Here is a 22305-nt window from a genome sequence, read left to right as displayed (position 1 = left end):
CTATCCTGCCAAATTTAAGGTTGAGCCAGTATAGGTAATCAAACCGGCTTATGAAAGTTTAGTTGCACAAATCTGCCGACGACATCGTCAAAACAACTAAACCGGGTCAGGCAGGCATGAGGCACTTCGATCTGAAAACTCTGCCGAGGCGGGATAGATAGCAACAATGAAAACAAGACCCGTATTACCCCGGCATGCGTCACCACCAACACCCTTTGCCCTGCATGGTTGATCAACAGTCTCTCCCAAGCATTCTGAATCCGCCCGACAAAACAGGTATAACTTTCCGCATTGGGAGGGGTGAAACAGGCCGGATCGTCATAAAACGCCTGTAACAAATTAGGATATAAATAATTTATCCGCTCCGCCGTTTGTCCTTCCCAATCGCCGAAATTGATTTCCATCAGGCCTGAATCCATCTCCACCGCTACCTGATGAGCTTGACCCCATGACGAAGCAAAAGACGCACAGCGCCGCAAGGGGGAACTGACTACGGCCTGCCACTGTTCCACCCCGCACTGATTAAACATTTGCCGCCGACCATGATCAGTCAAGGGATCGTCGGTGACACCACGAAAATAATCGCCGCCCTGAACTTCGCCATGGCGCAGAAAATCGATGACTGTCGGTTTGCATATCGAACTCATTAAAAATCTAGCTTGGTCAGCGCCATTGCCTCTGGCGGGCGTCGTGTAAATGACAACTCATACCGGTTGAGCTTGGTTGCATTCGGACTAACCCGCCTTTTGCGTCAGCATTTAAAGCCGGGATGATGTATGCTGATTTTTTAGTGCTTAAGAACTTTCAGGAAAGGAAAAACTTACTCGGAGAGGTTCCGAGTTTTGCCCCAATGCTTATCAAGTATTCAAGGTATCCATCAAATCAATCATAAATTCCATTTCTTCATCATCCACTTTTTGCCAGGAATGGAAGCCGAGACTCGTCAATACTCCAGGACCTTTTTCTTCCTTGTGCATATCAATCAGCAATTGTTGAATTTCAGTCCGCCTATCCCGCAGCCTTGGCCCTATCATCAAGCCATGGTGAATGACGCTGATCTGACTTCTGACCAACACTTTGAGCTGCTTCTTAATCATGGCCGACATGCCGTCATAGGCTTCCGCCAGAAAAATGCCGACATCGGCATCGCCTCTCAACAAATGCTTGGCGACCAACACATAATTATCCACTGGTACCGGGACGATATTTTCATTACTCAAATCACCGGGCTCTAACATGATCATGCCCATCAACCGTACATCGGGATCATCGGTGAAAGCCACGCGCGTGCCCGGCTCAAAATCGGCCACATCATTAACAGTGCTAGCGCTGTTAACCACGATAATGGCTTCATCGGATTCGCCCTCCGCCTTGACCAGAGGTAAAAACCCCTTCTCCCTGACCAACATCGCCGCATCGAAGGGATTGGCATAAATTAAGTCGATTTTATCGGCCTGGATAGCCTCTCGTTGACTTTGAAAGTCGTTGTACATTTCCAAATGGATAGCAAGATCCGTATGTTTTTGCAGCCAGGTATTAAAGATATACCAGCCTGAAAGATGGTCAGGGGTAAAATCAGGGCTGACGGTGAACATGAAAGACATGGTATTCCCCTGTTAAAAAAGTGTTGGATAAAGTTGGATGCATTCGTCAACCTTGGTACGCGATGGTTTACGACGCACCGAAGTATAACCCACCACCTTCCCAGCTCTGATATTCGGAATCACGGTAGCTTTTACCCAATAATAGCCGCCATCCTTGCGTAGATTTTTCACGTAACCCTGCCATTTTTCGCCTCGGCCTATGGTGTCCCATAAGTCCTTGAACGCCGCTGGCGGCATATCCGGATGTCTGAGTATAGAATGGGGAGAGCCAATCAATTCCTCTTCCGTATATCCTGACATTTCGACGAAGGCCCGATTGACGTGGGTAATGATTCCTTCCGGCGAGGTTGTGGAAACGATCAGCTTTCCGTCCGGATAAGGAGTTTCTATCTGGGTAAATAAAACTTTTCGGTTGATGGAGCCATATAATTGCAGGGTTACCTCCTGAAAATCTCCAACAATATCTTCAGCCTTCATATCAGCGATCATGATTCACTCCCGTGACGGTTAGGGTTACAGCATTTCGGAAATGCTTTCCGCCGCCCGTTTTACATCCAGAAAAATCAAACCCAACTTGGCGTTTGGCTTTGCCAACACGGTCAATACCGCTTCCTGACCGGCATAAGTCATCAGCACGTAGCCATGTCGACCCTTGATCAACACTTGCTCTAGGTTACCTCGATTCAATTCCTGTGCGGTTCTGTCGCCCAACGACAACATCGCCGCACTCATGGCCCCAACCCTATCCTCATCCATGCCGGACGGCAATACCGAAGCCATCATCAGGCCGTCCGTGGAAATCACGCCCGACGCTTCAATATCCGCCGATGTACCGTTCAGCTCGTTTAAAACCGATGTTAACAAGTCAGCTTTCATATATATTTCCTCTTTACCTAGTATGTTCCAAAATCATCAATCGATGCTCAGCTGTCCCTTTTTGTATAACGTATACTTAAAGCCCAGACCAATGTGACAAATTCGGTCTGGTTAAAATGCGGTATGCCGGCAATCACAATCACAAAGCAATGGCTGCCGATAAACACCGGCCAAAAACCAATTTGGCTGTGCCCAAACGCATCGACTATCGCCCAAGCATGACTGGCTATCCCCATATTATTGACCAGCAAACCGGAACGGCGTTTATGCACTGTTGCCAGATCGGCACTGAGCGCGGACAACTCTTCAGCCACTTCATGAGGAAAACCGCTAGTTGCCAGATAAAACCCTTGTTCGTCGGCCAACAAAACCTTGCCGCTTTCGCTGATACTGCCCAACAAATCCGGCAGAATATCTTCCAATGCCCCTTGGGGCGCTTCAATAACGCTATCGACGCCTTGCACCCACCCTAGCTTTTGGCAATGGTGCAGCAATTCCAGCACCTTGGTTTCGTCATCGCTTTCCGCCAAAAATAATAACTGCTCTACATTCAAAGCCGGTGTCTGCGGTTGTTGTAATAAACGTTTCAAAAAACGTCTCGGCTTGTCGGTCTCGCTGGCGGAAATTGCCTGATAGGCACCCGCCGGAGTCGGGTATAAAAACAAGCCATCAACCAATTTAAACTCGCTCATCTCACTCCCCTTCCAGCCCCGGATCCAGGGAATACAATAAGGCCTGCACCAGCAACGATACATCACTGTGCTCCCTGGCATCGACGGCAAAAACCGGCGGATTCAGCTTCATGGCCTGCAATTGTTGCTGATAATCGGCTATGGTGGGTTTGCCACTGAGATCCATCTGGGTAACGCCAATCGCAACAGCAGTCGATTGGATAAATTTGTCAAAGGCTTCCAGAAAAAAACGCATATCCTGAAAAGGGTCGGCACGGGTATTGTCCAACAGCAGAATGAGCCCGATACCTCCGGAAGTTAAAATATCCCACATGAAATCGAAACGTTCTTGTCCCGGCGTTCCATAGAGATGAACCTTTTGACCATCATCGAGATTCATTACTCCGTAGTCCATCGCTACCGTAGTAGTCGATTTCCGGTTTTTTGTCATATCGCTGGCCGCAGCATCGGTTTTCACCGGCGGTGAATCGCTGATACTACTGATAGCGGTAGTTTTCCCGGCACCAACCGGTCCGGTAAAAATGATTTTGTATTGGCTCATGGCACTCCTTAACCCTTTAGTCGCCGCGCAACTTATTCAAAATTCTACTTAGCAAACCATGCCGCTTATTGGGCTTGGGCGGTTCGGGAGCCATCGTTTCGTCGACTCTCCGCTCGCTTTTACCCAACATCCCCAAGCTATAACAGGCGCTGATAAATGCAAAAACATATTGCGGCTTAACCTTTAAAACCTGGATAACCTCCAAGGGCGACCTAGGCCCTTGTACCAGTAATGCCGCTATCCTCAACGCATCCGGTGTCAGTAATAGACGCGTAAAATTAGGCCAATGCTTCAAATAAATGGGCGCTTTCGGGTCCAGGCCTAGCGGAAAACGCCCTTTCGAGGTCCATGTCGCCAATTTCCAGATAAAAGCATCGACATCCTGAAACATATTCCGGGCTTTTTCATCAATGCCGCCCCTGGCATCGATCGGAGTCAAATTAATATTGCTGGCAAACATTTTGTTTTGCTCCATGCCTGCGAACACACGCAATTGCTTGTCGTCGGCATCCAGCCAGACTTCATGGCTCTCTGGGAAAAACAGCACCGGTTTCCAAATGGAATTCAATTGAAGTGCTCGCGATTGATGGCGGGCAACTTTATAAGCCGATAGCACATAACCGAGTAAATAGCTTTTAGGGTCGAAACTAGCTTTATGAAGTTGAGAGGCATCATTGAAATCAATGTCCACAAGCGTTCCCAGAAAAGCAGTGAATCCACCCTCGTTATTTTCCATCGCGGCACGCCGTTTTGAAACTTTAGGCGCATGCTGAATCGGCAGAGCCGCTTCTAGTTTAGCCTTTTGCAAGCTGATACCGTCCGCATTCGTCACAGCCGAACCCGATACAGGCGATTTTGTCGAAGCAGGCCTAGCCTGTTCAGGATGCGCTTTAGCCACGGGAAGAACCGGTCTGAACTTGGATAACACCGCCATCAGTTGTTCAGCAGTTACCGGTTTTTGAATGAAAAAGGTGTTTTCTATTTTTAAGGGTTGCAAGGACAGTAATACGATGGGTCTTTGCGGCGTTTTCAGCCTCCTGTTTTCCAAAATCTCGGCGGCGGTGGCGAAGTCGGCATCGATTATGTCAACGTCGGCTTCCGATTCATTCACGACAATGGCAATTCCGCGGCAAGGTCCTTTCAAATAAAGTTCCATGGTTTTAAGGCTACGCGGATCCATCCCGTAGAGCGCCACTTTAATTGGCACATGGCCTGATTTTTTCATATCGTATTTCCATCAAAATAATCCCCCAGCAATTGCCAATCCGTTACAAGTCTAGCCCCGGCATCCTGAAGACTCTGGTACTGATTTCTAAAACGGTCGCGACTCTTGGTCGATTTATATAACTCCAACAATGCGAACTGCAAATCTTCCCGCGTTGGATCAACACCGAGACCACGCTCCAAAATTGTCATTGCTTCTTCAAGCTGGCTGTATTCGATAAAATCGTTGGCCAATGCTAAAAAATCGTGCCGTATCTGATCTTGCTGTCTTATTTCGATCAACTGGGGACGACCTAATATGCCTGGCGTGAACAGTGAATATCGATTAGCCGAAGCTTGTTGAGGATAGGGTATAGCATTTTTGAGCGTCGATAATTGAGCTGGATCAAGCCTGGAACGGCTACCATGCACTAAGCGTTGGCAAAATGCCTGCCCCTTGCCATTCAAGGTAATCAGTAAATCAAGCAAACTCGCGTAAAGAGGTTCGGACAGGTGATTTTGATAGCAAAAATAAATGCGCCGCAGATGCGCCAGCAAGTTTTTAGGATTCCTACTGACCTTAAAAGTTAATATTTTGAGGGTTGCATCGGATTGTTGTTGCTCATCAGTAAACAGCGGCAGATCATCTTCCCAAAAGCCGTTTGCCCTAGAAGGAGCCGCCAATCCGTCAAGAAGCAATTTTGAAGAAAATTGGGGCATTAAATCCCTCCACGGTATATTATTTGGATGAAAGAATAGCAGCATTCCGTAAAACTGTTTTTTGCCAGGCCGCAGGATATGACGCAATTCACATAAAACAACAGCTATTTTACGGTTTTTAAAAACCGTACTCATCGGATCACACCAAAGCTTACTAACATGCGATTTATGATCATTTCGCCGATACCATCAAACGTTAATTTTCTTGGCGTACATCAACGGAGAAATAGATGCTTTGGTTGAAAGCACTGCATTTGATTTTTATGGTGACATGGTTTGCCGGTCTGTTTTATTTGCCCAGACTGTACGTCTATCATGCGATGAGCGACGACGCCGTCAGCCACGAGCGCTTCAAAGTGATGGAACGCAAACTCTATTACGGCATCATGACCCCAGGCATGCTCTGCACCTTTATTTTCGGCTTCTGGATGTTAAAGGATTATGCCTGGAGCCTGTATTCCGCGGCGGGCTGGCTACACCTCAAACTAATACTGCTAGCATTACTGGCGGTTTATCACGGTTTTTGCGGCAAATGGCTGCTGGATTTCAAACATGACCGCAACCGGCATAGCCATATCTATTTTCGCTGGATCAACGAAATACCGGTGCTACTTTTGTTTGCGATCATCTGGCTAGCGGTATTGAAGCCTTTCTGATCGGTTTTGGCCGGTCCTCCATCTAAGCCGATCTTCAGAGGCCTTTTCCGGCAAACCACAATTCCAGCATCATTAGTATCCAGATCAACTCACCGTAGTAGGCTGCATGAATGCTTTGATGCATGTCGACGACATGATCGAGAAACTCCGGCTTGAAATATTCACGTTTTTTTAAATCATGAATGGCATCATAGGCCAATTCCTTCAGGGGTTGATGGTCTTTTAGCCAAATACCGAACGGCAAACCGAAGCCGTGCTTGGGTTTATTGATGATCTGTTCCGGCAAAAATTCGGCCATAGCCTGTTTGTAAAACCAGCGCAGTTTTTGCCCTTTCAATTTGCTATCCGAAGGAATCCGGCAGGATAAATCAACAATGCGCTGATCCAACAATGGATAACAGACTTCGACCCCGACCATCTCGCACATCCGGTTGACCTTGACCAGATCATTGTCGTGCAGCGTGGTTTTCCAATCCATGTATAGCATGCGGTTCAACACACTGGCATTTTCCGGCCGCTGATAGCATTCCCTCAGTAAACGTAACGGTTCAGCGGTATCAATCCGGGCCAGGAAATCAGCCTGGAAAATATCCCCCCCCTCATGCCGGTGCAGAAAATTGTAATCCTGCAAGCGGTCCGGCATTGCGGCGTTGGCTTGTTCGATGTAGCGCTTGGCTTTGTACGGAATCTTGTGTTGAGCCAGCACGGGCGGCAAGCGACTCAGACCGGCTTCCACGGCGCTACTGACAAAACCCGGCAAACGATGATAATGCTCGAATAGCATTTGTTTGGCATAGCGTTCGTTACCGGCAAAAATTTCGTCGCCACCATCACCACCCAATAACCGTTTGATGCCGTTTTCCTTGGCCAGCTTGGCGCAATAATACGCCGCCAGCGCCGAAGAATTTCCGAAAGGTTCGTCGTAATATGCCGCGATCAAAGGCACCGCGTTGACGGTATCTTCCGGAGTCACATAATATTCGTGCTGACGAGTATTAAAATGTTTGACGGCGATGTTGGCGTATTCGATTTCGTTATACCCCTCCACCGGGAAACCCATCGAAAAAGTTTTAGCTTTATCGGGAAATACTTTCGATAATGCGCCGGCAACGCTGGAGCTATCCAATCCTCCGCTCAGAAAGGCACCGGTATTGTCTTCGCTATCGACGTTGCGTCTAACCGTATCGATCAAGAGTTCCCGCAATTCACGGCCGGCCTGTTGCAAATTTCCCGAAACTTGCTCCTGAAATGTTGGCATCCAGTAACGTTTAACAACTACCTGACCATTTTGATAAATTAAACATTGCCCACCCTCCAGTTTTTTAACCTGTTGATAGATGGTATTGGGACTCGGGCAATGATGAAAATAAACGTAATCGTAAATGCTTTGTGGCGCAATCGCGTCATTGACATCAGGATGGCACACCACGAAATCGGCGCGACTGCCGAACACGATGCCATTTGCGGTTTGTGCGTAATACAGGTTACTCAGACCAATCGGGTCAGTTGCCAGAATCAGGCTTTGTCGTTCGGCATCGACCATTACCAAAGCAACAGGATCGGCCTGCCGATCCAGGAATTCGCTGCCGCGTTGCCGATAAGCACTCAATATCTGTTGCATGTGCTGAACATTCTGGCAAGGCTTCGCCACTATCAGTAGGCATTGATCAGCTTGTTGTATCGCCGTGGTCGGTGCGGCGGCGGCATATCCTGGACCATGCAGACATTCCAGGGAGTCATTAGCTGTCATAGTGCCGAGCAAAGCCAGCGCCTGATCATTTTGGAGGTTTGCTCCAATCCATCCCGCAAATTGTGTCATTGTTATTCTAGTGAGTTATGGACTGACATGACTGATTACATACCTGAATTTGCCGGATCGTTCCTTGGCAATGAAATCGGTGTATTCGATGCCGATATTAACCGCCGCGCCCAGCCGCTTTTTAAATTCGCCGACAATTTTTTCCTCTGCTATAGAAGCTTGGTAACAATCGGTCCTGACAATCTGTACCGTGGTTTTATCCAGGCTGTCCTGGATAATCTTAAACGCATCGACGCCTTCCAGATCGCGCAGCACATAGATCAATGCCAAACCGTGTAGCACCGTACCATCCCGAGCCACGACAAAATCGGTTGTGCGCCCCTGAATTTCGTCCAACAACGGTAAGCCTCGGCCGCAAGCGCAGATCTTATCCGACAAGATACCCATATCACCGGTACGGTAACGAATGAACGGAAAATCGCGGGTAGCCAAATGGGTCACAACAATTTCACCCAATTCGCCCGCCGGCAACACCCGGCCTTGCGCATCGACGATTTCGACGATGACGTCCTCCGCCGTGATATGCATTCCGCCTTGCGGACACTGATGGGCAATGAACCCGGCGTCACGGCCGCCATAACCGTTGGCAACAGGGCAAGCAAATACACTTTCGATTTTTTCCCGCTGATGGTCGTACAGCCGTTCGGATGTAACAAAGGCAACCTTGATACCGAGATTATCCAACGCAATACCATTTTTCTCGGCATGAGATGCAATATGCGCCAAGGCGGACGGATAACCGAACAACATCTTAGGTCGAATGCGTTGAATTTGTCGTATAAAACCATCGAGCTTTTCCGGCGACATTTCAAATGCCGGAATCAAATGGGTTCTGAGCAATTTATCGCGCAACAGTCGGATTTTATCCTGCGCGCCAAGCTCGATCGGCGAACCCCAAATGACTGCTTCGGGATCGCCTATGTCGACACCCCACCACCGCGTCGCCCGCCATTTGGCGGCCACGTCATGGCTGACCCGGAGATTCCCGATATAAAAAATTAACGGCTCACCGCTGGAGCCGCCGGTATTAAAACGCGATAATCCCACAGCATCATCAGCCTTCATATCGGCCAAATGCGCCCGGATTTCCGATTTGGCTAGTAAGGGCAAATCGGCTAATTGTTCCAGATTATCGATAGCCTCCGGATCGAAACCAGTTTGCCCAAAAAGATTTTTATAATAAGGCACATGGCTTTGCACATCGGCCAGAAATGCCTTTAATTTTTTCAACTGTAATAGGCGTATTTCATCGCGATTCAGCCACTGGCTTTGCTCCATGTCGCGGCGAACCTTGACCGTGCTATGTTTTTTTAGCGCTTCGTGCAGAGGGAATATCACTGCCGAGCAAAAAGAGGTGTAGAGACTCATCGATTTACCAATTTGTTAAATTCCGCAAGCAATAGCGCAACCCGTTTATCCCAGGCGTTATCCGCCGCATAAGCCATGATCGTTTGACGCTTCCAATTTCGGTTCAAGGCATCGTCGGTTGCTCGCGATAACGCATCGGAATCGCCAAATGGCACAATTGTACCCAGCGTCGAATTGGATACCACCTCACGATTGCCGCCGACATCGGTGGTTACCACCGGCAATCCACAAGCCATTGCCTCCAAAAATACATTGGCCCAACCTTCATTTGCAGTGGCCAACACGAAGACGTCGGCGGCCGACAATGGAACATGCAAATCCTCGGAAGCCATTGCACCTAAAAAGCGCACCTGTTGCCTCAAGCCGAGCGATTCGACCAACTGTTCCAATTTGGCGCGATTGTTTCCTTCGGGACTGGCGCCACCTACGATCAAATAAACTAATTTTGGATGTTTTTCCAACAAACCGGGCAGTATTTCGATGACACGATGAAACCCCTTTCTATCGACCAAACCGCCCACCGAGATTAATACCTGTGCGTCTTCGGCAAGTTGCAGTCGGCGACGTGCTTCGGATTTATCGATAGCAAAGAATTTCGTCGTATCGACGCCATTGCCGATCACCGCAATCTTTTCGGAATCGGCGCCCAGTTCAACCACATGTCGTTTCAACGATTCCGACACCGAAAATATTCTTGCCGCACGCTGCAGGGCTTTCAACAATCGCTCTCGACGGCCGGGGATTTTAGACAACGGGACTTCCGTGCCACGTAAAGTTATCGTCACTGGCACCCTGAACCAACAGCCCAACCAGGTAGCCGCATAGCCATCGGGATAGGCAAAATGTGCATCGATCAGATTATAAGCAAAGTCTTTTTTTAACCTGAACAACAGCGGTAAGGCTCCAACGGCCATCAAAAACCCATCCAAGGTGCGAAACAGGCCAGGTATAGCCAGAAAACGGGGAAAATACACATCAATACCGTTTTGCTGCTCGTAACTCGCCGGTTGCGGGCGATAGCCGGGCTTGAAAAGGCGCACCAGGCCTTGCAGCGGAAACCAGGGCACCGGCGACACCACGACCAAGGGGCTATGCTCCGCGACTCGGCTCATGCGTTCGCGAATGAATAAGCCGGCATTGGCCCTGACCTGGCTCGGATACAACGAGCAAAATACTAGCAGCCTGGGTGTTTTGTCGGTCATTTCTTGGCATTAACCGCGTTGGCATACACGGCCTGGTAATTGGCCACACTCCGCCGCCAATTACGCTCATCTTCCACATAGTGCCGTCCGGCATGGCGTATCTCGTCCCAGTTGTGTTGATCGGCCAATGCTTCCAACACGGTTTGCGCCAACGCGGTTGGATCGCCGGCCTTGAAAAGATAACCGGTTTCCCGGTCGCGAATCAGTTCGTGATGGCCGCCAACGTCGGATGCCACCAATAACCGCCCTTGCGCCATGGCTTCCAGGGGTTTCAACGGCGTCACCAGATCGGTCAGACGCATCGACAAACGCGGATACACGAATATATCCACCAAGTTGTAATAACGCTGGACCTGATCGTGGTGAACACGCCCAACCTGAATCACATGCTGGTGCAAACTCAGCGCGGCAATTTTATCGTTGATTGCCTGTTGTTGCGGCCCGCCGCCGACCAACAGCAAGCGAACATTGGGCTGCTGTTTAATAATCTCGGGCAGAGCATCCAGTAACAATAGCAAGCCTTCATAGGCATAGAAGGAACCGATGAATCCCAGCACGGTGTTACCAGCCAGTTTCAATTGCCGCGCCAAATCGGGATCGGCGCTTTCGCCGAAACTGAACTTGTCGATGTCGACCGCATTGGGAATCACGGTAATTTTCTCCGCGGCCAGGCCTCGGCTTATGATGTCCTTGCGTAAGCCCTCGCAAATCGTTGTCACCGCGTCTGCCTGTTTGAAAACATGAGTTTCCAGGGCTTTGGTGATTCGATAACGCAAACTGCCTTCCTGCGTCGTACCATGATCGACCGCAGCATCCTCCCAAAAAGCCCGGCACTCGTAGACCAATGGAATATTATATTTTTTAGCCATTTTCAAAGCCGCCAGACCATTCAGAGCCGGCGAATGCGCATGCAGCACATCGGGCTTGATTTGCGGGATGATTTCATCCAGGCGCTTTTCCAAACTTTGCACAATGGCCCATTGGTTGAGGACCGGCAGCCTTGAAAAAAACCCATCAGATTCCGCCGAGCGATAAAAAGTCAATCCATCAACGGTTTCAACCTCCGCTCTAGCTCCGACATGCTTGGCGGAAGTGACATGAAAAGTTTCCCAACCCAGCTTACGTTGCTCTTCCAGAATAGCGCGTGTACGGAAGGTATAGCCACTATGCAAGGGAATCGAGTGGTCGAGAATATGCAGTATTTTCATGAATTGGAGTGATATGAAATTTTGACTGGTTATCGATTTTCAGCCCGTTAGTGTTGTTCTTTCCCTGTCAATCGCATCCAGGCCTTTCTGGATAAATGCAGGATTAACAAATACCACGGCATTTTCAACCAATGGGAGCGAATGTACAACAACCAGCGAGCGAAACCGGTCCAGCGATCGCTGCAGCTCGGATGGATTGGCATCAACGCCGGAATAAATAACATGTCCATAACCCGGTTTTTAAAACCACCAGATACCGTAAGCGCAGGGTTTTGCAACACTGCGTCAGGTACCGGAGTGTGCAACATTTTGACGCTATATCGCAAGGCATAGAATAACGGCCTAGCCATACCCAACACATTGGCTCGACCTAAAAGCTTTTGCCAAAACCCCATATCGTTACGGCTAAATTCGCGCAATAACAAATCCATGTCACTCAAATCACGTAATCCGTTGTCAAATTCACCGCCCCAAAACAAGTGGCTGGCGCTATGCAAAATCATATCCTCAGGCGCTAAAACCCAACAATCACTACCTGGAATTTTAACCGCCGCTTTCAGCAGCAGTTCAGCTTCGGGGCATAAGGTGCAGGTTTCAGGGAGAATGTTATGGTGAACATCTAAGGTCGTACCGCGCTGAACATGCCGCATCGGAGGCAATTCGTGCATCCAACGCTCATAGTATCTACGATCATAGCCGTCCATTTTTTCCGGATACCAACCATGCCACTTCAGGCGTTCTTTGACATCTTGTAACCGATGCTTAGGCACAAGGATATCTATATCACTGAATACCCGGCCCAACCCGGCATTCAAATTCGCCGCTAAATAGGCAGTGCCTTTGAGCAAGATCAAGGGAAGTTGTAACTGTTCAAATATCTGCTGTAGGTTGTAGAGTTCCCAGTTAACAAGGCGTTTTTGCGACATCCAGTATTTATAGGCGGAGTTAAGATGGGGCGCCACAAAGTTCGGCGGCGCCAATAAACCAAACTCTTTCCAAAAAAAAGCCAACCTTGATATAACTCCGGCGGCTCGCGCCTGTCGTAGCAGTAACTCCCATTCCTCATCTGAAAGCTGGATAGTATTTTTATAAACTATCAACTGGTTAACCAGTAATTTCGATGGAATATTACCCACGCCCAAAATCGCCCAGTAATTGTTCAAAACAATCCGATGCTTGATCGAAATTTCCGTCGTAAACAAAATCATAAACACGGCATCTTTCAACCAAGTCAGCCAACAGAGAGAAGCCTTCCGCTCCCAATACGCTGTAATTAAAAGATAAGTCCGCCAACTTCATGAAGGCTTCCGCTTTAGGTAATGCTGTCAAATTTAAGCTGGACTGGTGCTGGAATTTGGGAAAGACCACCAGACAAGGCGCCGCAATTTCATCGGCCCTTGAGATCGACTCTGCCGGCGGTTTCATCAGGGTAACCGAGCCTTTCAAGGTATCGTGTACAACGGAACTAAACTGATTATGGGGAAAAGCATTGGCAATCAACTCTATCGATTGATTTTTCAAACTGACAGGACGCGGCACGGGCGTAATGAGTCCAGTCTGACAATCTATCAGCGTTAACTCGTCAGACAACAATCGCCAACCTTTATTGATCAAAGCGGCACACAAAGTACTTTTTCCGGAACCGGGAGTACCTGGCAAAATCAGGGCATTACCGTGCTTTTCAACGACAGCGGCATGAATAATTAAAAATTGATGTGAATAACCGGATATGCACCAATTAAGCCCCCATTCAAAAAACGGGAAGGCTTGTGCATAAGGCAAGGGTTTGAACGGTACAAACTGATCGAAAGCAAACAACACTTGTTTTCGAAAAAACCGCCTTAGCCCGGAAGGGGGAAACACTCTGACGTAAAAATCGCAAAAGACATTGGGGGTTAGTCTTGGATAATCCGAATATAACTGACTAATCCCCTTTTGAACCGATTCAATCTCCGAATCCACTCGAACGCTAAAAGGCCCAATCCGAAGTACAAAAGCCGAGCTTTTGTCTTTTGTAAAATTTGAGACTGCCAAACTAAACGACACTTTCGATCAGATATAAGGCTAATAAAGATTCCAGAATCCTCATTATTTCGTCAGTTTCTATTAAGCCGGACATTGTTAACTTCAAACTCTCGACATCAACCGGGCTAGCCGCAATCCGCACCTGATTAAAAACATCCGCGACAACACCGTTTAAACGATGCGTTTGCCCGGTCCCTGTATGGTACAACAACCATTCCCGATCGATTAAACAGACCTCAACATCGAACTTGGTAAACGGCCGGTATAATGAAGCCGCCATATCCTTTCAATAATTCATAAATTAGGCTTATCAATGATGAATAAGCTCGAAATATTCTTTTTTCTGTGTGGCCGATAGAGTCGTACTATTGTATATGCTGACAATATACGCGGGAGTAATATCTTCATAGACAGGATTAAATGCGCCTGTCGCTTGATTTAATGCCGCGTTAAGATAGTCGGCAATCGCATGAAACTCCAAACTACCATCATATTTGTCGAGCATATCCCACATAGACGTATCGCCGAAGCTGCTGCTACCAAATATAAACTGAAAGGTTGTCGCTAACGCCCCAGAACCGAATTTAGTCTTTATAGTATTGTATATTTCAGTCCAGTCCCCCCCCGACTTCCATTCGCCTTTATAGGAGACTTGTTTAACGTACGAGCCATTTATTCTTATCCGTCTAATGGTAAAGGGATTAACGCTGGCCAAGCACCATTGATTGAGATTGCCGTCCTGGTTGCCTGTTTTGACTGCATTTTGCCGCCAACCACCCGGCGAAAAGCCCACGCCACAATCGTAGTCGCCGGGGTGGCTTGACTGATTGCCTGACTGTATCCCGGAAATAGTACATTGATAAACACCTCCCAAGGCGGTTTTGCTGGTCAATGTCATGATAACCGGTGCCACTACACCTGCTTTAGAAAACGAGCGCCGTGATTTATCAACCGCTAGGTTAGAATTTCGGCTTTCGTCCGGCCTGACTACTTTCTTATTTTCCGCACTCATATCGAATCGCCTTTAATAAAATTTGAACTATGTCACACTCTAGCAAAACACTCAATGCCTGTCTATTGCACCGTTGTACAGATTACTCACCTAAAACACTTATTGACCAAGGTTGTTTCTCAAAAATGCTTCAAACATCAGCAGTGACCAGATAGGCGCACTGTAATCTCTTAACCCGGCCTGATGCTGGGTAACAATATGTTGTAAAAATGCGTCATCGAACCAGCCGGTTTTTCGCAGTGTATCGCCTAATAATGCCTGTTGTACACGTTGTTTTAACGGCCCTCTGAACCAACTAGCGAGCGGCACGGAAAAGCCCATTTTCGGCCGATAAAGAATATCGTTGGGCAAATAGACTTCCAACGATTTTTTAAACAGATATTTGCCTTCGCGACCATTCAGCTTCAAGTCAGGCGCCAAAGTCGCCATCCATTCCACTAATTTATGATCGAGTAGCGGCACCCGAACTTCCAGCGCGTGCGCCATGCTGGCCCGGTCGACTTTGGTCAGAATATCGCCTGGCAAATAGGTTTTCAAGTCCAAATATTGCACCATGGACAATGGATGCTCCGGGGCTTGATCACGATATCGTCGAAAGACTTCGATGGCTTGATAACCCTGCAATTGGCTTTTTAACTGAGCGCTGAATAACTGATTGCGCATTTCATTGGACATCACCGAAACACTATGAAAATAGCCGGCCATCGAATCGCGACCGATGGATTCCAATGTCGATTTAGCCCGCAGAACCTTCGGCGCCCAATCCAGCTTGGGATAAATACGCCCCAATGTGGAAAACAGCGGTACTCGCACGGCATCCGGCAACAAAGCGCGCATTCTGTCTTCATAGGTATGCCAGCGATGCCGCCGATAACCCGCCAGATTTTCATCACCACCATCGCCGGACAACACCACGGTAACCTGTTTCTTGGCTAGCTCACATACCCGATAGGTCGGCAAGGCAGAGCTATCGGCATAGGGTTCGTCATATAAACCGGATAATTGATCAATCAAGCTAAAATCGTCCGGATCGACCTGCTCTACCCGATGCGCGGTATGGTAGCGCTCCGCCACTTGGGCCGCGAATTGGGATTCGTTAAATTTCGGATCGCCAAAAGAAATCGAGCACGTATTGACCGGATCGGGCGACAAGCCCGCCATCAACGCGACCACGGCACTGGAATCGACGCCGCCCGACAAAAAGGCCCCGAGCGGCACATCCGCTACCATCCGGATTTTGACCGCCTCCCGCAAACGCTCGATCAATTCCTGTCCGGCTTCATCGACACCGCGATTTTGCGATGAGTCGAACTTTACATCCCAATATTGCCGTGGCTTCCAGGATTGCTGCCCTCGTTTAATGCTTAAGCAATAACCTGGCTCCAGTTTATATACACCTTGGTAAATAGTTTTCGGGTCGGGGATGTAACCAAAGCCAAAATAATCTTCAATTGCCGTTGGCTCGATGGTTTTGGGTAATAGCGGATGCAGGTTCAGAGCCTTGAGTTCGGAACCGAAAATAAATTGGCCGTTCGGCAATTGCGTATAAAACAAGGGTTTGATGCCCAAGCGGTCGCGGGCCAGAAACAGAACTTGTTGCGCGCGGTCCCAAATCGCAAAGGCAAACATGCCGCGCAATCTGTCTACACATGCTTCGCCCCAGGCCTGCCAGGCGTATAGGATGACTTCGGTATCGCAGTGGGTTCGGAAGTGGTAACCCAAAGTTTGTAACTCTTCCCGCAACTCGGGGAAATTATAGACTTCGCCGTTATAGGTCAGCACCACATTGCCATCCTGGCTGTGCATCGGCTGTTGGCCGCTGGATAAATCGATAATCGACAAACGCCGGTGTCCAAACCCCAAGCCGGACTCGGTATGCAAACCGCCTTCATCCGGACCGCGATGGAATTGCGATTCGTTCATCCGCGACAGCAAATCGCGGTCTATTTCGGTTTTGCCATGAATATCAAAAATACCGACTATGCCGCACATGTTTTTTCTCTCTGAACTGGGTTATTGTCTGTCATAAACCTGTTGATAGCTCGCCACCATGCTATCGATGGAAAATTCCCGCCGCGCCCGCTGATAAGCAGCAGCCCCAAATTGTTTACGCCGTTCATCATCCATAATCATCTCAAGCATGGCTGCCGCCATTGCGATAGGATTTTCTTTTTCAACCAAATAACCGGTTTGCCCTTCTAAAACCAACTCCGGATTCCCCCCCACGTTGGTGGCTATAATCGGCAAGCCCGTGGCCATGGCTTCCAGCAAGGTATTGGAAATGCCTTCCGCTTTGGAAGGCAGCACAAACAAATCCAGGCTACGTAGAATTTGTGCAATATCGTTCCGCTCGCCCGGCAACCAGGCTTTATCCGCCAAACCGCTGGCTTTGAGTAAATCGATCGCCTCTTCCCGTAACGGCCCATCGCCAATCAACACCAAACAAGCCCGCTCGCTAAAAACCACCGATTGTTGGCAAGCGGCAATAAATGCCTTAACCAAGGTCAGCTGGTCCTTGACACCATGCATGCGCCCCACGGTGCCGATAGCCAATTTGCTGCCCAAATCAAGAGGACAACCATCGGGAGTTTGCCTGGCAGCGCCTTCAGGATAAAACACTTGCGTGTCAACTCCGTTACATATGCGGCTTATTTTTCCGGCGGCAATCCCTACCTTGTTCTGCAAATAATTCTGCAATTGCCGTGATAGCGGAATGAAGCGGTGAATCAATAGCCCAAACAAGCGTCTCAGCCATTGATATTTCACATTATTACCCTCGGGATCGAATACATCCCAGCCATGCTCGCCATGCACCCGATAGCGCACGCCGGCAAGTACCGCGCAGAGTTGGTATTCAATCGCCGCAAGATTACGGGTATGCACGATTTGAGGCTTAATCTGCTTGAGCAGCCGATAAATCTTGACAAATGAACCCCAGTCCTGCCCCGGTTTTTTATGTATTTCGTAAACAATCACATCCGGACGTTGAATGCGCAGACTGAAGTCCGTGCTGTCGGTCAGGCAAATAATGGCATGCCGATAACGCTCGGCGGGCAAACGATTAATCAGATTAACCAGGCCGTTTTCAAGCCCGCCGACCCCCAATCGGTAAATAATATGCACGATCAATGGCGGCTGTAACTTCGACACCGGGTTAAGCTCCATCACCGGCCAACAATGCGCATAAGCGCTGCCCATTGTGCTCCCAGCTAAAGTCGGCCTGCACAAATCGGCGATTTTCCGTTACGGGTGCAATCGATTGCCGCAAATAGCGCACGACCTGTTCGGCAAATTCATTCGGCGCATCTGCCACGGTCACTCGAATAGACTGATTGGCGGCTATTCCTTCCATCGCCGCCGCTGTAACCACGACGGGCTTGGCCATGGCCATCGCCTCCAACACTTTGTTCTGAATACCCCTGGCAATCCGTAATGGCGCCACCACCACATCGGCATGGGCGATATAGGTTCTGACATCCTCGACACGGCCGGTAACGATGACCGATGCATCCGCCTCGGCAAGCTGTTGCACCTGTTTGGCCGGTTTGGAGCCTACGATGAAAAACCGGGCTTGCGGGCATTGTTGCCTGACCAATGGAAAAACCCGTTGAGCAAACCAGACCACGGCATCGACATTGGCCCAGTAATCCATGGCCCCGGTAAACACAATGGCTTGAAGGTCTTGAGGAAATGGACTGACATAGTCCAAGTCAGGATCGAAAAACTCGGTATCGACCCCGTTATTTACAAATCCGATCTTATCGGCCGAAGCGGGGACCAATTGTTTAAAAAGCCGCGCTTCTTGCTCGGAAACAAACAAAGTTGCATCGGCCTGGCGAGCGATAACGGCTTCATAATTAAGCAGTTTTTTCGCTTCGCGCTGATAAACCCAGCTAGCCGGCCAGCTTTTACTGTCAGCGTATTGCCGCCATTTATCGGAATCGACATCCACGAAATCAGCAATAACATGTAGTTTGGGATATTTTTCCAGATATTGCGCCATCGGCGAGGAGAAAATCAAGGCACGCTCAACGCCTTCCTCGGCTATGATTTTATCCACCCATGCCTGCATGGCTGAGCTACGATAATACGGCAAGCTGAGGGCCTCACCGGTCAAAAAACCGGCCAGGCTTTTGAGCTTGCCCAATTTTGGATGCAAATCAATGCAAAAACTTTGTTTGCAATAGGGCTTTAAAGCCTCGACATACTGCCTATCATCCGGATCATCGATAAACGTACCCAAATAAATCTGATATTGCTCCGCCAACGCTTTCAGAAAATGAAACGAACGTATTTTGTCGCCCTTGTTGGGCGGATACGGGATACGGTGAACCAGATACAATAATTTTGCCATCGTAACATTATCCCAAATCTTTCGCCAGCCAGGGCCCCACTACTTGGCTGACGGATAGAGGCAATCGTTTCCAGGCAGCAATAAACAATTGATATTTGGGATTGAGAGGATTAATTTCCGGAATTTTCGAAGCTTTGACCAAATCGATCTCGTAAAACAAAGGCTCCGGTTCAAAACCCCAATGCTTTTTAAAGCGATAGGAACCGGTATCAACCTTACTGCGTCCGAAGTCGAATACCCGACAGCCTTTATCCACCGCGCGACGCATCACTTCCCAATACATGAAGTCATTGCCTTTCAAATCGCGAGCCAGATCCGTACCGCCCCCGTAATAAGGCAACACCTCATCCTTGAAGTAAAAACTCATGACACTGGCAACCAAGCGGCCTTCATGCTCAACGGTAAGAATTTCGCAATCATCGCCGAAAACTTGTTTCAAAATTTGAAAATAGCGTTTGGGGAAAACCGGTGTACCAAGATTTCTGACACTTTCCGAATAGGCTTGATAAAAACGGTCAACTGACTCATCAATCACGCCGGCCAACCCGGCCTTGATCCCTGCCCGTACCATGGCCCGCTGCTTGCGCGGAATGGCGTTCATGTTTTTTTCATGATCGGCATCCAGCTGTTTTCTAAAAGTCACGTACAGCTCTTTATGCGGCCAATCCGGATGCCGCTGCTGGCGATTGCGCATTTCAAGACAATCAACTCCCAGTTCGCGGGCTAACTGTTGGGCCTGATCTTGCAGGGCCTTAAAGGCTTGTTCGTTAGCGGCAACAATACCGCCATACACACAAAACGCATTGGAAATTAATGTATTACCGAACAGAAAACTCTTGATATGCACCAGCGGCAAAATACCGGTAATTTCGCCATCTTGCTCGGTGAAGTAATAGTAGGTTTTATGTGCGAACGCCTGCCGGATAACCTCCCGCCAAGCCGATAAATGAAAAAAACTGGCTTCTGCCGAAGCCGCGACAAAGTTATCCCAGCGCAGATAATCCGCCGGCTCCAGTAGTTTGATCATGGTTGTGTTTTGGCGGTTTTGGAACCCAGAAATACATTTTGCATGGTATCCCAGGCAAAATCATTAAGTAGGCAAGTAAGTCGATTTTCCACCCGACTCAGATTCAAATAATGTCTAATTCGAGACTTTAATGGCAAGTTCTGTTGGCGAGGTTGCTCGGGATCGATTTCCCAGGGATGAAAATAAAAAATACCGGGCTGTTTTTCCATGGAATTGATGTATTGGTAAGCCCATTTGGAAAAAAGATACGGGTATAAACGAAAAAAGCCGCCGCCGCCGCAAGGTATATTCCGATCCAATATTTTTAGCGTTGTAATCGGAACTTCGAGCAAAGTTTCGGTGTTTTCCGGATGAAAGGCGAAACGAGGCGCCGACGGCATCCCGTATAAATCATGTTTAACCGGATAAATACTGGAACTGTATAAATGCCCTTCTTCTTCCAGAATTCGTAAAGCCCAAAGATTTTGGGCGCCTATCGAATAACTGGCGGCCCGATAGCCGATCACCTTTCGGCCGCCAATATCTTCCAACATTTGCTTGGTTTTTTTGATGTCGGCCCGGAACTGATCCGGAGTCTGCTGAGTGACTCGAACATGTTCGTAACCATGCGAGGCCAATTCGTGACCTTCCGCGACTATTCGCTGTATTAACCGTGGATAGCGCTCGGCTACCCAACCCAAGGTAAAAAACGTGGCTTTAACTTGGTGCTGGGCAAATAAATCCAGAATACGATCGGTATTGTCCGCAACCCGGTGTTGCAGGTTTTCCCATTCCGATTTGGCGATATGCTTTTCAAATGCGGAAACCTGGAAATAATCCTCCACATCCACTGTCATTGCATTGGTCACTGTCCTGGCAATCATGTCAATTTAATCCGTCCGGATATAACGACGCACGATTTCCTCCACTATCCTTTTAGCCGCCCGCCCATCCCAATATTCGGGAATACGCCCACTTTTACCGCCGCTAATCAAAACATCGTCTACGCACTGCATAATTTTGTTCGTGTCGGTACCTACAATGGTATTGGTACCCTCCGTCACTGTAATCGGGCGCTCGGTATTCTCGCGCAGGGTAATGCACGGAACGCCCAACGCAGTGGTCTCTTCCTGCAAACCACCCGAGTCAGTCAACACTAATTTTGCGGACCGCATCAAACCTAACATTTCCAGATAAGCAACCGGTGGTAACATAATCACTCTGTCTTCCGGCAATTCAGTTAAAAGGCCTGCCTGACTGATTTTTTGCTGCGTTCTGGGATGCACCGGAAATATCACCGGCAACTTCTTGCTCACTTCGCTAATCACGCCTATCAGGCGAGCCAAAGTCTCCGGTTCATCCACATTAGACGGACGGTGCAGCGTCAACAAGGCATAATTTTTCTCGGTAACCGATTGTTTACAATCGTAAGCTTGCAGAGTGGTATGTAGAGACGAGGCTTGCGCACAGTTGTTTAACAAGCTGTCTATCATGACGTTGCCGGCAAAACAGATGCGTTTGGCATCTATCCCCTCTTTACTCAAATTATCAGCCGCCGCACGTTCCGTGGTTAATAACAGATCGGAAATCTGATCGGTTAAGATGCGATTGATCTCCTCCGGCATTTCTCGATCATAACTACGCAGCCCGGCTTCTACGTGAATCAAAGGTATCTGCTTTTTGACGGCCACCAATCCGCAAGCAATGGTGGAATTGACATCGCCCACCACCAACACCGCAAACGGTTTCACTTCATCCAGAACAGGCTCGAACTGCAACATGATATTAGCAGTTTGTACCGCATGACTCCCGGAACCTACGCCTAAATCCCTATCCGGTTCCGGTATGCCTAATTGCTGAAAAAAGGTGTCTTTCATAGCCCGGTCATAATGCTGGCCAGTATGCACCAAATAGGGCTTGATCAGATGATTGACACTTTGCAACTGACGCATGATGGGCGCCATTTTCATGAAATTGGGTCTGGCGCCCACAACGCAAACCAGAGTTTTGGCCGACATA

General features: G+C 48.6%; 22 protein-coding genes. 1 reads left to right on the top strand and 21 read right to left on the bottom strand.

Annotated elements, in window-relative coordinates:
• Positions 1-38: 38 nt before the first annotated feature.
• The 8 genes from IVG45_RS21395 to IVG45_RS21360 form a co-directional block, all read right to left on the bottom strand.
• Positions 39-647 carry a histidine phosphatase family protein gene (locus IVG45_RS21395; protein ID WP_196435767.1) on the bottom strand — a complete coding sequence of 203 codons (609 nt, stop codon included), beginning with the start codon at positions 645-647 and terminating at the stop codon, positions 39-41.
• 210 nt (positions 648-857) lie between these two features.
• Positions 858-1604: a phosphate/phosphite/phosphonate ABC transporter substrate-binding protein gene (locus tag IVG45_RS21390; protein WP_196435766.1), complete on the bottom strand. Its 747-nt coding sequence runs from the start codon at positions 1602-1604 to the stop codon at positions 858-860.
• Between the two features lie 12 nt (positions 1605-1616).
• On the bottom strand, positions 1617-2093 hold the full coding sequence (locus IVG45_RS21385) for a PAS domain-containing protein (RefSeq protein WP_196435765.1): 477 nt from the start codon (positions 2091-2093) through the stop codon (positions 1617-1619).
• A gap of 24 nt (positions 2094-2117) precedes the next feature.
• Positions 2118-2480 (bottom strand): roadblock/LC7 domain-containing protein, encoded by a 363-nt coding sequence (locus tag IVG45_RS21380; protein ID WP_196435764.1) that lies wholly within the window; start codon positions 2478-2480, stop codon positions 2118-2120.
• Between the two features lie 47 nt (positions 2481-2527).
• Positions 2528-3172, bottom strand: a complete 645-nt coding sequence (locus IVG45_RS21375) for a hypothetical protein (protein ID WP_196435763.1) — start codon at positions 3170-3172, stop codon at positions 2528-2530.
• A 1-nt stretch (position 3173) separates the two neighbouring features.
• Positions 3174-3713: a GTP-binding protein gene (locus tag IVG45_RS21370; RefSeq protein WP_196435762.1), complete on the bottom strand. Its 540-nt coding sequence runs from the start codon at positions 3711-3713 to the stop codon at positions 3174-3176.
• Between the two features lie 16 nt (positions 3714-3729).
• Entirely contained in the window at positions 3730-4938 is a 1209-nt protein-coding gene (locus IVG45_RS21365) for a hypothetical protein (protein WP_196435761.1), read from the bottom strand.
• Positions 4935-5771 (bottom strand): type IV pilus assembly protein FimV, encoded by an 837-nt coding sequence (locus tag IVG45_RS21360; protein WP_196435760.1) that lies wholly within the window; start codon positions 5769-5771, stop codon positions 4935-4937. The genes IVG45_RS21365 and IVG45_RS21360 overlap by 4 nt, the downstream gene beginning before the upstream one ends.
• 95 nt (positions 5772-5866) lie before the next feature.
• On the opposite strand from IVG45_RS21360, the gene hemJ reads away from it, so the two are divergent.
• Positions 5867-6292, top strand: a complete 426-nt coding sequence (gene hemJ, locus IVG45_RS21355; RefSeq protein ID WP_196435759.1) for a protoporphyrinogen oxidase HemJ — start codon at positions 5867-5869, stop codon at positions 6290-6292.
• A gap of 34 nt (positions 6293-6326) precedes the next feature.
• On the opposite strand, the gene IVG45_RS21350 is transcribed toward hemJ, so the two are convergent.
• The 13 genes from IVG45_RS21350 to wecB all read right to left on the bottom strand — a co-directional run bounded on the left by IVG45_RS21350 (position 6327) and on the right by wecB (position 22304).
• The gene (locus tag IVG45_RS21350) at positions 6327-8042 is read right to left on the bottom strand and encodes an asparagine synthetase B family protein (protein ID WP_230874686.1); all 1716 of its coding nucleotides are present in this window, start codon (positions 8040-8042) and stop codon (positions 6327-6329) included.
• An 84-nt stretch (positions 8043-8126) separates the two neighbouring features.
• Positions 8127-9479: a phenylacetate--CoA ligase family protein gene (locus tag IVG45_RS21345; RefSeq protein ID WP_196435757.1), complete on the bottom strand. Its 1353-nt coding sequence runs from the start codon at positions 9477-9479 to the stop codon at positions 8127-8129.
• The gene (locus IVG45_RS21340) at positions 9476-10681 is read right to left on the bottom strand and encodes a glycosyltransferase (RefSeq protein ID WP_196435756.1); all 1206 of its coding nucleotides are present in this window, start codon (positions 10679-10681) and stop codon (positions 9476-9478) included. Before IVG45_RS21340 ends, IVG45_RS21345 begins: the two co-directional genes overlap by 4 nt.
• Complete coding sequence (locus IVG45_RS21335; protein WP_196435755.1) at positions 10678-11889, bottom strand: TIGR04063 family PEP-CTERM/XrtA system glycosyltransferase; 1212 nt, start codon at positions 11887-11889, stop codon at positions 10678-10680. Before IVG45_RS21335 ends, IVG45_RS21340 begins: the two co-directional genes overlap by 4 nt.
• 47 nt (positions 11890-11936) lie before the next feature.
• Positions 11937-13115 carry a nucleotidyltransferase domain-containing protein gene (locus IVG45_RS21330; protein ID WP_230874685.1) on the bottom strand — a complete coding sequence of 393 codons (1179 nt, stop codon included), beginning with the start codon at positions 13113-13115 and terminating at the stop codon, positions 11937-11939.
• Positions 13018-13851 (bottom strand): HprK-related kinase A, encoded by an 834-nt coding sequence (locus IVG45_RS21325; protein ID WP_230874684.1) that lies wholly within the window; start codon positions 13849-13851, stop codon positions 13018-13020. Before IVG45_RS21325 ends, IVG45_RS21330 begins: the two co-directional genes overlap by 98 nt.
• 373 nt (positions 13852-14224) lie before the next feature.
• On the bottom strand, positions 14225-14926 hold the full coding sequence (locus IVG45_RS21320; protein WP_196435754.1) for a hypothetical protein: 702 nt from the start codon (positions 14924-14926) through the stop codon (positions 14225-14227).
• A 99-nt stretch (positions 14927-15025) separates the two neighbouring features.
• Complete coding sequence (locus tag IVG45_RS21315; RefSeq protein ID WP_196435753.1) at positions 15026-16918, bottom strand: XrtA/PEP-CTERM system amidotransferase; 1893 nt, start codon at positions 16916-16918, stop codon at positions 15026-15028.
• 21 nt (positions 16919-16939) lie between these two features.
• Positions 16940-18076 carry a TIGR03088 family PEP-CTERM/XrtA system glycosyltransferase gene (locus IVG45_RS21310; RefSeq protein WP_230874683.1) on the bottom strand — a complete coding sequence of 379 codons (1137 nt, stop codon included), beginning with the start codon at positions 18074-18076 and terminating at the stop codon, positions 16940-16942.
• A 4-nt stretch (positions 18077-18080) separates the two neighbouring features.
• Positions 18081-19280 carry a TIGR03087 family PEP-CTERM/XrtA system glycosyltransferase gene (locus tag IVG45_RS21305; protein ID WP_196435752.1) on the bottom strand — a complete coding sequence of 400 codons (1200 nt, stop codon included), beginning with the start codon at positions 19278-19280 and terminating at the stop codon, positions 18081-18083.
• A gap of 7 nt (positions 19281-19287) precedes the next feature.
• Complete coding sequence (locus IVG45_RS21300) at positions 19288-20307, bottom strand: FemAB family XrtA/PEP-CTERM system-associated protein (protein WP_196435751.1); 1020 nt, start codon at positions 20305-20307, stop codon at positions 19288-19290.
• Complete coding sequence (locus IVG45_RS21295; RefSeq protein ID WP_196435750.1) at positions 20304-21170, bottom strand: XrtA system polysaccharide deacetylase; 867 nt, start codon at positions 21168-21170, stop codon at positions 20304-20306. The genes IVG45_RS21300 and IVG45_RS21295 overlap by 4 nt, the downstream gene beginning before the upstream one ends.
• Before the next feature lie 6 nt (positions 21171-21176).
• Entirely contained in the window at positions 21177-22304 is a 1128-nt protein-coding gene (wecB, locus tag IVG45_RS21290; RefSeq protein WP_196435749.1) for a non-hydrolyzing UDP-N-acetylglucosamine 2-epimerase, read from the bottom strand.
• Between the last annotated feature and the right edge of the window lies 1 nt (position 22305).

This window comes from Methylomonas sp. LL1 (assembly GCF_015711015.1).
GTDB lineage: Bacteria > Pseudomonadota > Gammaproteobacteria > Methylococcales > Methylomonadaceae > Methylomonas.
The sequence above is the reverse complement of the archived record's forward strand: the minus strand, read 5'-3'. Positions and strand labels throughout refer to the sequence as shown.

What these genes read in the sequence shown, in the direction of transcription:
- IVG45_RS21375 (WP_196435763.1), bottom strand. Translation starts at nt 3,172, where the DNA reads ATGAGCGAGTTTAAATTGGTTGATGGCTTGTTTTTATACCCGACTCCG.
- IVG45_RS21390 (WP_196435766.1), bottom strand. Translation starts at nt 1,604, where the DNA reads ATGTCTTTCATGTTCACCGTCAGCCCTGATTTTACCCCTGACCATCTT.
- IVG45_RS21335 (WP_196435755.1), bottom strand. Translation starts at nt 11,889, where the DNA reads ATGAAAATACTGCATATTCTCGACCACTCGATTCCCTTGCATAGTGGC.
- IVG45_RS21315 (WP_196435753.1), bottom strand. Translation starts at nt 16,918, where the DNA reads ATGTGCGGCATAGTCGGTATTTTTGATATTCATGGCAAAACCGAAATA.
- IVG45_RS21395 (WP_196435767.1), bottom strand. Translation starts at nt 647, where the DNA reads ATGAGTTCGATATGCAAACCGACAGTCATCGATTTTCTGCGCCATGGC.
- IVG45_RS21320 (WP_196435754.1), bottom strand. Translation starts at nt 14,926, where the DNA reads ATGAGTGCGGAAAATAAGAAAGTAGTCAGGCCGGACGAAAGCCGAAAT.
- IVG45_RS21305 (WP_196435752.1), bottom strand. Translation starts at nt 19,280, where the DNA reads ATGGCAAAATTATTGTATCTGGTTCACCGTATCCCGTATCCGCCCAAC.
- IVG45_RS21385 (WP_196435765.1), bottom strand. Translation starts at nt 2,093, where the DNA reads ATGATCGCTGATATGAAGGCTGAAGATATTGTTGGAGATTTTCAGGAG.
- IVG45_RS21380 (WP_196435764.1), bottom strand. Translation starts at nt 2,480, where the DNA reads ATGAAAGCTGACTTGTTAACATCGGTTTTAAACGAGCTGAACGGTACA.
- IVG45_RS21370 (WP_196435762.1), bottom strand. Translation starts at nt 3,713, where the DNA reads ATGAGCCAATACAAAATCATTTTTACCGGACCGGTTGGTGCCGGGAAA.
- hemJ (WP_196435759.1), top strand. Translation starts at nt 5,867, where the DNA reads ATGCTTTGGTTGAAAGCACTGCATTTGATTTTTATGGTGACATGGTTT.
- IVG45_RS21340 (WP_196435756.1), bottom strand. Translation starts at nt 10,681, where the DNA reads ATGACCGACAAAACACCCAGGCTGCTAGTATTTTGCTCGTTGTATCCG.
- IVG45_RS21350 (WP_230874686.1), bottom strand. Translation starts at nt 8,042, where the DNA reads ATGACAGCTAATGACTCCCTGGAATGTCTGCATGGTCCAGGATATGCC.
- IVG45_RS21295 (WP_196435750.1), bottom strand. Translation starts at nt 21,170, where the DNA reads ATGATTGCCAGGACAGTGACCAATGCAATGACAGTGGATGTGGAGGAT.
- IVG45_RS21360 (WP_196435760.1), bottom strand. Translation starts at nt 5,771, where the DNA reads ATGAGTACGGTTTTTAAAAACCGTAAAATAGCTGTTGTTTTATGTGAA.
- IVG45_RS21300 (WP_196435751.1), bottom strand. Translation starts at nt 20,307, where the DNA reads ATGATCAAACTACTGGAGCCGGCGGATTATCTGCGCTGGGATAACTTT.
- wecB (WP_196435749.1), bottom strand. Translation starts at nt 22,304, where the DNA reads ATGTCGGCCAAAACTCTGGTTTGCGTTGTGGGCGCCAGACCCAATTTC.
- IVG45_RS21345 (WP_196435757.1), bottom strand. Translation starts at nt 9,479, where the DNA reads ATGAGTCTCTACACCTCTTTTTGCTCGGCAGTGATATTCCCTCTGCAC.
- IVG45_RS21365 (WP_196435761.1), bottom strand. Translation starts at nt 4,938, where the DNA reads ATGAAAAAATCAGGCCATGTGCCAATTAAAGTGGCGCTCTACGGGATG.